This window comes from Cellulomonas sp. JH27-2, assembly GCF_014837175.1.
Classification (GTDB): Bacteria; Actinomycetota; Actinomycetes; order Actinomycetales; family Cellulomonadaceae; genus Cellulomonas.
On the sequence record NZ_JACYFR010000005.1, the window covers coordinates 71,033 to 83,712 of the forward strand.

At 73.4% G+C, this 12,680-nt stretch carries 11 protein-coding genes; 7 read left to right on the forward strand and 4 right to left on the reverse strand.

Features of this window, described 5'->3' with window-relative positions; all coding sequences use genetic code 11:
• Positions 1-85 precede the first annotated feature (85 nt).
• Both IC607_RS14880 and IC607_RS14885 read right to left on the reverse strand, forming a co-directional pair.
• Complete coding sequence (locus tag IC607_RS14880; protein ID WP_191788199.1) at positions 86-682, reverse strand: hypothetical protein; 597 nt, start codon at positions 680-682, stop codon at positions 86-88.
• Positions 679-2,211 carry a PspC domain-containing protein gene (locus IC607_RS14885; RefSeq protein ID WP_191788200.1) on the reverse strand — a complete coding sequence of 511 codons (1,533 nt, stop codon included), beginning with the start codon at positions 2,209-2,211 and terminating at the stop codon, positions 679-681. Before IC607_RS14885 ends, IC607_RS14880 begins: the two co-directional genes overlap by 4 nt.
• A gap of 158 nt (positions 2,212-2,369) precedes the next feature.
• Here IC607_RS14885 and IC607_RS14890 point away from each other — a divergent pair, with 158 nt between their 5' ends.
• From IC607_RS14890 to pcrA, 5 genes are all read left to right on the forward strand, one after another.
• Entirely contained in the window at positions 2,370-3,740 is a 1,371-nt protein-coding gene (locus IC607_RS14890; protein WP_370526289.1) for a PspC domain-containing protein, read from the forward strand.
• 46 nt (positions 3,741-3,786) lie between these two features.
• Positions 3,787-4,449 carry a response regulator transcription factor gene (locus IC607_RS14895; protein ID WP_191788201.1) on the forward strand — a complete coding sequence of 221 codons (663 nt, stop codon included), beginning with the start codon at positions 3,787-3,789 and terminating at the stop codon, positions 4,447-4,449.
• 56 nt (positions 4,450-4,505) lie between these two features.
• Positions 4,506-4,853, forward strand: coding sequence for a hypothetical protein (locus IC607_RS14900; protein WP_191788202.1), 348 nt, complete (start codon positions 4,506-4,508; stop codon positions 4,851-4,853).
• A 112-nt stretch (positions 4,854-4,965) separates the two neighbouring features.
• Complete coding sequence (locus IC607_RS14905; RefSeq protein ID WP_191788203.1) at positions 4,966-5,445, forward strand: DUF456 domain-containing protein; 480 nt, start codon at positions 4,966-4,968, stop codon at positions 5,443-5,445.
• Between the two features lie 93 nt (positions 5,446-5,538).
• A complete protein-coding gene (pcrA, locus tag IC607_RS14910; protein ID WP_191788204.1) occupies positions 5,539-8,226 on the forward strand; it encodes a DNA helicase PcrA in 2,688 nt (895 codons plus the stop codon).
• Positions 8,227-8,258: 32 nt separating this feature from the next.
• Here pcrA and IC607_RS14915 read toward each other — a convergent pair whose 3' ends face one another.
• Both IC607_RS14915 and IC607_RS14920 read right to left on the reverse strand, forming a co-directional pair.
• A complete protein-coding gene (locus IC607_RS14915; protein ID WP_191788205.1) occupies positions 8,259-8,900 on the reverse strand; it encodes a Clp protease N-terminal domain-containing protein in 642 nt (213 codons plus the stop codon).
• A complete protein-coding gene (locus tag IC607_RS14920; protein WP_191788206.1) occupies positions 8,900-9,109 on the reverse strand; it encodes a helix-turn-helix domain-containing protein in 210 nt (69 codons plus the stop codon). Before IC607_RS14920 ends, IC607_RS14915 begins: the two co-directional genes overlap by 1 nt.
• A gap of 209 nt (positions 9,110-9,318) precedes the next feature.
• On the opposite strand from IC607_RS14920, the gene IC607_RS14925 reads away from it, so the two are divergent.
• Both IC607_RS14925 and sucC read left to right on the forward strand, forming a co-directional pair.
• The gene (locus IC607_RS14925) at positions 9,319-11,313 is read left to right on the forward strand and encodes an acyltransferase family protein (RefSeq protein WP_191788207.1); all 1,995 of its coding nucleotides are present in this window, start codon (positions 9,319-9,321) and stop codon (positions 11,311-11,313) included.
• 163 nt (positions 11,314-11,476) lie between these two features.
• Positions 11,477-12,664, forward strand: coding sequence for an ADP-forming succinate--CoA ligase subunit beta (gene sucC / locus IC607_RS14930; protein ID WP_191788208.1), 1,188 nt, complete (start codon positions 11,477-11,479; stop codon positions 12,662-12,664).
• Positions 12,665-12,680: the final 16 nt, after the last annotated feature.

Sequence of the window (12,680 nt, forward strand, 5' to 3'; positions counted from 1 at the left end):
TCACGACGACGGGCGGCCGTCCCTCATGGGATGGTCGCCCGTCGTCGTGCTGTGCCCTGGTGACCTTCGGCGGCAACCCGCTGGTTCAGGCGGCGCCGGCCGATCCTCGCGAGGAGCGAGGTCCGCGGTGTCGGGAGCCAGCAACGATCGAGCCCACCAGCAGCGCCGCACCGCCCCCTGCGAGCAGGACGATCAGCGCGAGACCTGCGTCGATCCGTGCACCGCCCGCCCACGCGATGATCCACACGCCGGCTGCCGCGAGCATGAGGCCCCAGACCGCCGTCCCCACCCGGAGCCGCGTGGAGACCGGGCGCCGCGGCGGGTAGCCAGGTGCTGGGGTCGCGGCAGGGCTCGCGGCTGCGACCGCCGGATCCTCCGAGGCCTGGCGGTCTGCACCCTTGTCGAGCGAGATGCGAGGAGCGGCGGAAGGGGCAGACCCGGGTTCGGGGCTCGTGCGAGCCGCGGGCGTCGTCGGGTCGGCGTCGGCGTCAGGCTGCAAGCCGGTCACCGGCCCCGTCCGCGACTCGCTCGCCGGCTCGCTCACGGGTTCGCCGACCGGCTCGCTCGCGGGGAGGGCCTGCGTGTCGGTCAGGTCCTCGAGCCCGGCGCTCGACGGGTCGAGCTCCGGGCTCCCGGCTGCGTCGGTGCCCTCGGGCTCGGGCTGTGGGTCGATGCGGTTCATGAGTCCTCCCGGACGATCGTGACGTTGCCGGCCCCGACGCTGAGCTGCAGGTCGAGCTGGGGGTGGCCGGCGGCCGACGCCTCGTCGGCGAAGGACCGGCTGCGGGTGGAGACGCCGTCCATGCTCTGGGTCGTGTCGCCCACGTCCCAGGTGAGCTGGCCGGCGCGCAGGTGGACGTCGGCCTCGACAGCGGTGTCCTTGCCGACGGTGACGGTCAGGTTCCCGGCGCCGAGCGAGACCGGGACCACGAGCGGCGTGCTGGTCATGGGGACGTCGGACAGGTCGAGGTGGACGTCGCCGAACACCTGGCTCACGCCTTCTGCGGCCTGGTCGCGGGTGGTGGCGGTGAGCGTCGTGTCACCGGCGAACCGCTGCGTGCCGGCGTCCCAGCGCCAGTCGGAGTCGGCCGACGCGCCGAGCGGCATCGCGACCAGGATCCCGGCGATGGCGAGGAAGCCCAGGACGCCGCTGGAACGCCCGCGCAGGCCGGACACGAGGATGCCGAGCCCCGCCAGGACCACGCCGATGCCGACGGTCGTGAGGACCACGGGCCCGGTGAACGAGTCGTTCCTGCTCGCGGCGAGCAGGGCGGCCAGGGCGATGAGCGTGAGGCCGACGACCACGCAGACCGTCGCCGCGCCCGGACCGACGACGCGGGGCTTGTCCCACGACGGGTTCCAGGTCGCCCGGGGATGGTGCGCGTTCACCGGCCCGGGCTGGTGAGCTGCGGGTCGCTGTGCGGCGCCTGAGGCGTCGGCGGCCGCCGGGTACGTCTGCGCGGGGTACGTCTGCGCGGGGTACGTCTGGGTCGGATGAGTCTGGGTCGGATAAGTCTGGGTGGGGCTGGCCTGGGTCGCGTATGGCTGAGTCGGGTACGCCTGGGCCGCGGACGCCTGAGGGCCGTACGGCTGGGTCGCGCCGGCCTGGTCCGGCGAGGGCGGGGTCGGCGCACCGGGCGCGTAGGGCCGCGCCGGCGCGATGGGGCCACCGTTCGAGCGTGCGAGCGGACGCACCGCCAGGACGATGACGACGATCACCGCGACGACGAACGCCGTCCAGGCGATGCCGGTCACGAGCCCGAAAAGCGCGTGCGCCGGGCCGGGACCCCAGCCCCACCCGACGGTGTGCCCGCCGCGCCCCAGGCCGATGACGACGAACGCCGCGGCGCCCAGCAGGGCGATGTCGAAGCGGCCGGCGATGACCTCCTCGAGGTGGATGCGACCGTCGCGTCGCTCCGGCAGCAGCATCCAGGCGAGCCCGTACAGGACCAGGCCGAGCCCCCCGAGCAGCACGGACGCCGCCAGGATGCCGCGCCACACCAGCGGGTCGAGGCCGAACCGGTTGCTCAGGCCGGCGCAGACGCCGCCGATCCAGCGGTCGTCCGCACGCTGGATGTCGAGCCGGCGCAGCCCGGCGAACATCCGGTCCGTCACGGACGGCTGGGGCGGGAGCGGTGGCGTCGGACCGGTGGGAGGCACCTCGGCGCGAGGCGCCGCGCCGAGGTCGTCGTCGGGGCTGTTCGTGTCCATGCCTCGATCCTGCTCGCCGCGCGGTCGGGCGGGTATCCGGCGTCACCCTGATCCGCACCCTGAGTCGACCCGGAACGAGTGGCCGTAGGCCCCTGATCCTGGTGCGGAACGGGGTGGAACGGCCCCGTCGGCCTGCGCGACGTGTGACGATCGACCCTGTGACTTCCGTCCTCCCCGCCGCCGCCGGTGCGCCCGCCGTGGGCGCTCGGCTCCCGCTGCGCCGTCCCGCGACCGGACGGTGGCTCGCGGGGGTCGCCGCGGGTCTGGCCGCCCACCTCGCGGTGCCGGTGCTCCTGGTACGGGTGGCGTTCGTGATCCTCGCGCCGGCCGCCGGGATCGGGTTCCTGCTCTACGGCTTCTGGTGGCTCACGGTCCCGGCCGGCGACCCGCTCCGCGCGGCGCAGGAGGCGCGGCCAGCCGTGCTCGCGCGGCTCGCCCGGCGCCAGCCCGACGACGCCGCGGACGGTGCTGAGGGCCGCGAGTCGCGACGGTGGCCCGTCACGGACGTCGCCGTCGGTGTCCTGCTCGTCGTCGTCGCCGTCGTGCTGCTGGAGGTGAGGGCCGGACGGCTGAACCTGCGCTGGGTGCTGCCGTCCCTCGTGCTGCTGGCCGGGCTGGGGCTGGCGTGGAGCCAGCTCGACTCGAAGCACCGGGGCCGGCTGCGCCGGCGCGCCGGGGGCCGGACGCCCGTGTCGGTCCTGCGCCTGTTCGGCGGGGTCGTCCTCGCCGGGGTCGGTGTCCTGCTGATGGTCGGGCAGGGCGTGGGGCACGGGGTCGAGGCCGGCACGCTCGTGCAGTCCGTCGTCGCTTCGCTCGCGGTGCTCGCGGGCGTGGCGCTGGTGCTCGCACCCTGGTGGCTGCGGCTGGTGCGTGAGCTCGGCGACGAGCGCGCGGCGCGGGCGCGGGAGGCGGAACGGGCGGACATCGCCGCCCACCTGCACGACTCCGTGCTCCAGACGCTCGCCCTGATCCGCTCGCGCGCGGACGATCCCAGCGAGGTAGCCCGGATGGCGCGCGCGCAGGAACGTGAGCTCCGGGAGTGGTTGTACGACGACCGACCCGTCCCTGGTACATCGATCGCCGCAGCACTGCGGGGGATCGTCGCGGAGGTCGAGGACTCGCGCTCGGGCCCCACAGGCGACCCGGTCGCCATCGAGACCGTGGTCGTGGGTGACCGTGTCCCGGACGCCGACGCCGAGGCCGTCCTCCAGGCGACGCGTGAGGCGCTGGTCAACGCGGTGGTGCACGGCCGGCCGCCGGTCTCGCTGTATCTCGAGGCGGGTCCGACGAGCATCGAGGTCTTCGTGCGCGACCACGGGGCCGGCTTCGACCTGGAAGACGTCGGACCGGACCGGTTCGGCGTCCGGGAGTCGATCATGGGCCGCGTCAGGCGCCGAGGCGGGCAGGCGACGGTGACGTGCCGCCCCGGGCGCGGTACGGAGGTGCACCTGCAGATCGGGCCAGGTTCCGGTGCTGCTGCGGAGGTGACCGCCGGCGAGGGTCCGCGCGACGAGGCGGACGGACGATGACGAGGACGGGCGATGACCGAGGACGGGCGATGACCGAGGACGGGCGATGACAGAGCAGGCAGCCGTGGACGTGGTGCTCGTCGACGACCACCACCTTTTCCGGACCGGCGTGAAGGCGTCACTCGACGCGGGGGTGCGGGTGGTCGGCGAGGCCGACACGGTGGATTCCGCCGTCGCGCTGATCCGCGAGCTCCAGCCGCCCGTCGTCCTGCTGGACGTGCACCTGCCGGGCGGTGACGGTGGCGGCGGGGCCGAGGTCATCCGGTCCTGCGCCGACCTTCTCGCCACCACGCGGTTCCTGGCGCTGTCGGTCTCGGACGCGTCGGAGGACGTCGTGGCCGTCATCCGCGCGGGTGCGCGCGGGTACGTGACCAAGGCGATCGACGGCGTCGCGCTGTCCGACGGCGTGCGGCGGGTGGCGGGTGGCGACGCCGTCTTCTCGCCCCGGCTCGCGGGCTTCGTGCTCGACGCCTTCGGAGCCGCCGCGGGCGACGTCGCGACCGGGGACGACGAGCTCGACCGCCTCTCCGCGCGCGAGCGTGAGGTCATGCGCCTCATCGCCCGCGGGTACTCCTACCGTGAGGTCGCCGCCGAGCTGTTCATCTCCATCAAGACCGTCGAGACCCACGTCTCCGCGGTGCTGCGCAAGCTCCAGCTGTCCAGCCGGCACGAGCTGACCCGCTGGGCCGCGGCGCGGCGCCTGCTGTAGTGGTCGTTCGTCCCACGATCTGACACGGCGTCAGATCGAGGCCTACCCTGGGCCCCATGAAGACGCTCCTGCACATCCTGCTCGTCCTGCACCTGCTCGGCTGGGCCATCGTCCTGGGCGGCGTGCTCGTCAGCATGCGGCCGCCGAAGCTGCCCAAGGGCGTGCTGCACGGCATCCTCACGGCGCTCGTCACGGGTGTGCTCATGGTCGGGATCGCGGAGTCGAGCGACACGATCGACGACCCGGACATGGCCAAGATCACCGTGAAGCTGCTGGTCGCGCTCGTCGTCACGGCGCTGGTGATCGTCGGGGTGCGCAAGCCCGCGAAGGTCACGACCGGGCTGCTCGGCGCGATCGCGGGCCTGACCGCGCTCAACGTCGCCATCGCGGTGCTCTGGCGCTGATCGAGCAACCTGCCACAGGTGGCGTCAGCACCGCGAGCGAGGGAGCTGCCGCCGTGGCAGGGTTCGGCTCACAGGCCGCCCGTCCGGGGGGCCGACGCCTGCGGGAGGTGCGGTGACGACGCTCGACCTGCTCGTCGGCGTCGTCGTGGTCGTGGGGCTGTTCGGGGTCGTCGTCCAGGTGCTGCCCGGCGCGCTGCTGGTGCTCGGCGCCGTCGTCGTCTGGGGCGTGGTCACCGGCGGTGCGGTCGGCTGGACCGTGCTCGCCGTGGCCGTCGTGGCGACGGGGGTCGCGATGGTGGGCAAGTACGTGCTGGCGGGCCGACACCTCGCGCGGGGCGGGGTCCCGTCGTCGGCCGTCGTGTGGGGCGGTGTCCTGGGCGTCGTCGGCTTCTTCGTGATCCCCGTCGTCGGGCTCCCGATCGGGTTCCTGCTCGGCACGTACCTGGCCGAGTGGGTGCGCCTGCGCAGCCCCGGGCCGGCGTGGCGCGCGACGGTCGTGGCCCTGCAGGCCACCGGGATCACGATCGTGGTCGAGCTCGCGGGGGCGCTGCTGGCCACGGGAGCGTGGCTGACGGGCGTCGCCGTCGCGTGAGCCGATCCGGGTGGACCGGGCTCGTGTGACCCTCGTCCACAGGCGGCGTCGAAGACCCCGTCTGTCGGTGGTGGCGCCTACCCTGGGAAGGCCATGACGTCGCTCTTCGATCACCTCGCCCTCCCGCTGCCCGACTCCGCCCGTGGACCTGTCGGCGGAACCGCCTCCGGGGCGGTCCAGCACACCCGTCGCGGGGACCCGTCGGGTCTGCCGCGCGTGATGGCACCACGCACGGATGGGGCCGACGACGAGGCCGAGACCGAGCTGTCGGACCAGGACAGGCACCGGGCGGCGGACGGCGAACGGCGCCGCGCGGAGGCGGCGGCTCTGCTCGACGGGCTCAACCCGCAGCAGCGTGACGCGGTCGAGCACCACGGTGGGCCCCTGCTGATCGTCGCCGGCGCCGGCTCGGGCAAGACCCGGGTGCTCGCGCACCGGATCGCCTACCTGCTCGCGACCGGCCGGGCGCGAGCCGGGCAGATCCTGGCCATCACGTTCACCAACAAGGCCGCCGCTGAGATGCGTGAGCGCGTCGAGCAGCTGGTGGGCCCGGCCGCCGGGCGCATGTGGGTCTCCACGTTCCACTCGGCCTGCGTGCGGATCCTGCGCCGCGAGGCAGCCACGCTGGGCCTGCGATCGAGCTTCTCCATCTACGACGCCGCGGACTCCCAGCGCCTGCTCACGCTCGTCGCGCGCGAGCTCGAGCTCGACCCCAAGAAGTACCCGCCCAAGGCGCTCGCTCACAAGATCTCGGCGCTCAAGGACGAGCTCGTCGACCCCGAGGAGTTCGCGCGAACGTCGGGCGGCGGCAGCGCCAACGACTTCGACGCCGCTCTCGCCCAGGTCTACACGCGCTACCAGGCGCGGCTGCGACAGGCCCACGCGCTCGACTTCGACGACCTCATCATGACCACGGTCCACCTCCTGCAGGCGTTCCCGCAGGTCGCCGAGCACTACCGGCGGCGGTTCCGGCACGTCCTGGTGGACGAGTACCAGGACACCAACCACGCCCAGTACGTGCTGGTGCGCGAGCTGGTGGGCAGCGACGTCGTGCGGTCCGATGCCGCCCCCTCGGGTGCGGGTGCCGCGTCGGGCGCCGTTGCAGGAGGCGGAACCGACGACGTGCCGGCCGCGCACCGCGGTGTGCCGCGCGGGGAGCTGACGGTCGTCGGTGACGCGGACCAGTCCATCTACGCGTTCCGTGGCGCGTCGATCCGCAACATCCTCGAGTTCGAGGCCGACTACCCGGACGCGCGCACCATCCTGCTCGAGCAGAACTACCGCTCCACGCAGACCATCCTGTCGGCCGCCAACGCCGTCATCAGCCGGAACCCGGGCCGCAAGCCCAAGCGGCTGTGGACCGACTCGGGGCAGGGGGCGCAGATCGTCGCCTACGTGGCGGACGACGAGCGCGAGGAAGCCCGGTTCGTGGTCGAGGAGATCGACCGCCTGGGCGACTCCGACTCCGTGCGACCCGGGGACGTGGCGGTCTTCTACCGCGCCAACGCCCAGTCCCGCGCGATCGAGGACGCCCTGGTGCGCGTCGGGCTGCCCTACAAGATCGTCGGCGGCACCCGCTTCTACGAGCGGCGGGAGATCAAGGACGCGGTCGCCTACCTGCGGGCCGTGGCCAACCCCGACGACGACGTGAACCTGCGTCGCATCCTCAACGTGCCCAAGCGCGGGTTGGGGGAGCGGTCCGAGGCGATGGTCGCGAGCTTCGCGGAGCGCGAGCGCATCTCGTTCGGCGCAGCGCTCGAGCGCCTCGACGAGGTCCCCGGCCTGGGCACGCGAGCCGTCACCGGGCTGAGCGGCTTCGTCGAGATGATGTCCGACCTGCGCTCGCTCGCCGAGGACGGCGCCGGCCCCGCCGAGGTGCTGGGCGCGGTGCTCGACCGCTCGGGCTACCTCGCGGAGCTGCGCGCCAGCGAGGACCCGCAGGACGCCTCGCGGGTGGAGAACCTGGCGGAGCTGCACGCCGTCGCCACCGAGTTCGAGCAGTCCGAGCCCGACGGCGACCTGGCCGACTTCCTGGAGCGCGTCTCGCTCGTGGCGGACTCGGACCAGATCCCGACGCCCGACGGTGGCGACGAGGACGGGGACGAGGCGGCCGGGTCGAAGCCCGAGCCCGGTGTCGTCACCCTCATGACGCTGCACACGGCCAAGGGGCTCGAGTTCCCGGTCGTCTTCCTCACGGGCATGGAGGACGGCACGTTCCCGCACATGCGGTCGCTGCAGGACGTCGATCAGCTCGCCGAGGAGCGGCGCCTCGCGTACGTCGGCGTGACCCGTGCGCGCGAGCGGCTGTACGTGTCGCGTGCCGCGGTGCGGACCGCGTGGGGCGTGCCCAACGAGTTCCCGCCCAGCCGGTTCCTCGACGAGCTGCCCGACGAGCTCGTCGACTGGCGTCGCCGCGAGTCGTCCACCTCCCAGCTCCGCGGCGGGTGGGGGTCCGGGTTCGGTTCCGGCGGTTCGCGGTCCGGCGGCTACGCGTCTGGTGGTTACGGGGCAGGTGGCTACGGGTCTGGTCAGCGCAGGACGGAGCGAGAGCAGCGGCCCGCGTTGCCGTCGACGGGCGCGACGTTCGGCTCCGCGACCCCGCGGGCCGCCGGCGACATCCCCGCGCTGGCGATCGGCGACCGCGTCACCCACGACGCCTACGGCCTGGGCACGGTGATCGCGCTCGAGGGCGCCGGTCCCAACGCGGTGGTCAAGGTCGACTTCGGCAGCGAGGGGAGCAAGCGGCTGCTGCTGCGGTACTCGCCGGTCACCAAGCTCTGACCGGTTGGTGGGCCGCCCAGCGGCCCACGCTCTCAGGCAGGACGGGCCGCGCGGGCGCGCTCGACGGCGGATGCCGCCCGCGGCGCGGTGACGCCGACGGATGCGAGGGCGGACTGGGCGGGGGAGCCGTCGAGCTGGGCCGCCGCGACCAGCAGGTGGCCGGCGTCGAGCCGCCGGTCGTGAGCGGCGACGGCCGTGCGCAACGACTGCTCGAGCAGGCGCTTCGCGTCAGGGGAGAACCCGGGGCGGCGACGCCGTCCGGTGGGCGCGGGGCGTTCGAGCGCGCCCGCCCCGAACGTCTCCTCGACCTGCCGGCGGACCGCCGCCAGGTCGATGCCGATCCCGGCCAGTGCATCGGCATCGAGCGAGCCGGGGTCCGTCTCCGCTGCATCGAGCGTCCGCGGGTCGACGTCGTGCGTGTCCGTGTCGGACCGCCCGACCTCGTGCGGGTCCGCGGTGCGTGAGCCGGGCGCGAGCGCGCGGTCGACGGCCGGACGCAGCACGGTATCGGAGACATCGAGCACGGCCAACGCGTCAGCCGCGACCGTCCGCGGCTCCGCGGCCAGGGCGAGCAGGACGTGGGCCGAGGTGATCTGCGCGTCGCCTCGTCGGCGGGCGATGCCCTGCGCCTGGGTGACGGCGGCGCGTGCGTCGGCGGCGAATCGTTCGAACATCAGGGGTACCTCTTCCCGTACTTCTTGTGGACGGCCTGCCGGCTGACGCCGAGCGCGTCGGCCACCTGCTGCCAGGTCCAGCCGAGCGCGCGGGCCCGGCCGACGTGCAGCGACTCGAGCCGGTCGGCGAGGTCGTGCAGCGAGCGGACCGCGCGCAGGCCCTCGTCGGGCTGCGCACCGGAGGCGGCTGTGAGGAGGTCGTCGGCCATATCCGTCAACTTAGATTGACACCGGGCGCGTGTCAATGCGAGTTGACGAATCGGCTCGGGTCGTGCCTGGTGCGACCGCCGTCAGAGCGTGGCGGACGGACGGTGTGATGTGCCGCTCGGCGACACGCCGAGCGGGCGTCGGCCGGGCACGAGAGGAGCGACGTACCGTCGAAATCGGACACCTTGGCGACCGGTCCGGTGAGGCGGCTATGAGCATCGACACCAGGGCGACGGGTGCCGATGCGCGCAGCCCGCGACCTGAGAGCGCGTCCGCCGGACCCGACCCGGCGGGGCGGCCCGGCCGACGTCCCGGTCGGATCCGCGGGCTGGACGGTCTGCGCGCGCTCGCGGTCGTCGCCGTCATCGCCTACCACCTGTACCCGGGCACGCTGCCAGGCGGGTTCCTCGGGGTCGACGTGTTCTTCGTCGTCAGCGGCTTCCTGATCACCACGCTGCTGCTGCGCGAGGTCGCCGAGCTCGGACGGCTCCGGCTCGGGCGGTTCTGGGAGCGGCGCGCGAGGCGGCTGCTGCCCGCCCTCGCCCTGGTCGTCGTCGTGTCCGTTCCGATCGCCTGGTGGGCCGACCCGGACCTGGTGGTCGGCATCGGCCGGCAGGTCCTGGGCGCCGCGACGTTCTCCACCAACTGGCTGGCCATCACCGCCGGGTCCAGCTACTTCGACGCCACCCAGCCCGAGCTGTTCGCGCCCTTCTGGTCGCTCGCGATCGAGGAGCAGTTCTATCTCGTCTGGCCGGTCGTGCTCGTCGTGCTGCTGGTGGTGTGCCGGACGCCGCTCGTCCGGGCGCGGGTCGCGGCCGGCGGTGCGCTCGCCTCGGCGCTGGCCATGGCCGTGGTCTTCCACCCGGGCGACGACCCGACCCGGGTGTACTACGGCACGCTGACGCACGCCTTCGGTCTGCTCCTCGGTGCGAGCGCGGCCTTCGCGTGGGCGGGGCGCGACGAGCTGTGGCCCCGACGGGCGTGGGTCCGCTGGGTCGGGCCAGGTGCGCTCGTCGGCCTCGCCGCGCTGGCCTTGACGATGAACGCCCAGAGCACGATCGCGTACCGCGGCGGGATCTTCGCCGCGTCGCTGCTCGCGCTCGTCGCCGTCACGGCGTGCACGGTGCCGGCCGACGGACGGGACCGGCTGGACGCGCAAGACCGGCAGGATCGGGGCGGCGTCGCACGGGCCGGATCGGGCGACGGCTATGTCCGCGTGCTCGAGGCGCGACCGCTCGTCTGGATCGGCGAGCGGTCCTACGGCCTCTACCTGTGGCACTGGCCCGTGATCCTGGTGGTCGCCGCCGTCCTGGGGGACACGCCAGGAACGTCGACCTGGTGGCGGACCGCCCTGGTCGCGGTCGTGGCGACGACCGCGCTCGCGTGGGCCAGCTATCGGTGGGTCGAGGCGCCGGTGCGTCGGCGGGGTGCCCGCTCGACGTTCAGCGCGGCGCGCGCGGCTGTGCGCGGCGGGCGTCGGCCCGCGCAGGTCGCGCTCGCGGCTGCGGGCGTCGCGGTGCTCGCCACGGCCGCCGTCGTGGCCTTCGGCCCCGCGCAGTCGTCGGCCCAGAGGTCGATCGAGGCGGCGCAACGCCAGATCGCCGCGCAGGAAGCGGCCGCCCGCACGGCCGCGGCCCAGAAGGAGGCGCAGAAGAAGGCGGCGAAGGACGAGGCGGGCGTGCTGCGGGAGACGGACGCGGACGCCGACGACTGGACGGTCGACGCCGACCAGGTGTCGGCCTACGGCGACTCGGTGCTCTCGGCGGCGGCGCCCACGCTCTACGACCACTTCCCGGGCATCACGATCGACGCGAAGCCGATCCGCAAGTGGGTCGACGCGGCCCCGATCATCGAGAAGGCCGCCGACGAGGGGACGCTGCGGCCCTTCGTCGTCCTGAACTTCGGCACCAACGGCGGCTTCCAGTTCAAGGGGTCGACGAAGGCGGTCGAGCGGATCCTCGACGCGATCGGTCCGGACCGCAAGGTCGTCGTCGTGACGATCAACGGCATCAGCAGCTGGGTGCCGGCCGCGAACGAGAAGCTCAAGGCGATGGTCGCCGACCGACCCAACGTCACGGTCGCCGACTGGAACGCGTACGTGCACGACCACGCGGGCCTGCTGCACACCGACCGGACGCACCCCAACATGGCCGGGGTGCAGAAGTACGCGGCGGTGCTGCGCGACGTGCTGACCGCGGACGGGTGACCCCAGGAGCCTCCGCGGGGTGGCGAACGCCATATCTCTCGATGTGAAGAGACCTGGGGCGGGCGGATACCATCGAGCGGGCGCTGTGGCCTACCCGATGCCGCAGAGCACGCCGCAGACCGTGGGCGACACCGACCGTGGGCGATGAGAGGAACCGGACCAGGTGGACCTGTTCGAGTACCAGGCACGAGACATCTTCGAGAAGCACGGTGTTCCCGTGCTCGGCGGCGTGGTCGCCACGACCCCCGACGAGGCCCGCGCGGGCGCCGAGCAGCTGCTCGGCCCTGACGGAGGCGTCGTGGTCGTCAAGGCGCAGGTCAAGGTGGGCGGTCGCGGCAAGGCCGGCGGCGTCAAGCTCGCCCGCTCGGCCGACGAGGCGCGCGAGAAGGCCGAGGAGATCCTCGGCATGGACATCAAGGGCCACACGGTCCACCGCGTCATGATCGCGGCCGGTGCCAAGATCGCGCAGGAGTTCTACTTCTCGCTGCTGCTGGACCGCGCCGAGCGCCGCTACCTGGCCATGTGCTCGGTCGAGGGCGGCATGGAGATCGAGGAGCTCGCCGTCGAGCGTCCCGAGGCCCTGGCCCGCGTGGCCGTCGACCCCCGCGTCGGCATCGACCAGGCCAAGGCCGACGAGATCGTCGAGGCCGCCGGCTTCCCGACCAAGACGTCGCCCGAGGTGTCCGCCAAGGTCGCCGACGCGATCCAGAAGCTGTGGCTCGTCTACCGCGACGAGGACGCGACGCTGGTCGAGGTCAACCCGCTGGTGCTGACCGAGGACGGCGAGATCGTCGCGCTCGACGGCAAGGTCACGCTCGACGGCAACGCCGAGTTCCGTCACGCCGACCACGCCGAGCTGGAGGACGCCGCCGCTGCGGACCCGCTCGAGGCGCGCGCCAAGGAGAAGGACCTCAACTACGTCAAGCTCGACGGCGAGGTCGGCATCATCGGCAACGGCGCGGGGCTCGTCATGAGCACGCTCGACGTCGTCGCCTACGCGGGCGAGAAGCACGGCGGCGTCAAGCCCGCCAACTTCCTTGACATCGGCGGCGGCGCCTCGGCCGAGGTCATGGCCGCGGGCCTCGACATCATCCTGACGGACCCGCAGGTCAAGTCGGTGTTCGTCAACGTCTTCGGCGGCATCACGGCGTGCGACGCGGTCGCCAACGGCATCGTCGCCGCGCTCGAGATCCTGGGCGACGAGGCCTCCAAGCCGCTCGTCGTCCGGCTCGACGGCAACAACGTGGTCGAGGGCCGGCGCATCCTCGCCGAGGCCGGCCACCCGCTGGTCACCCTCGCGGACACCATGGACGGCGGCGCCGACAAGGCAGCCGAGCTGGCCAACGCCTGAGCCCCCTGACGTAGAG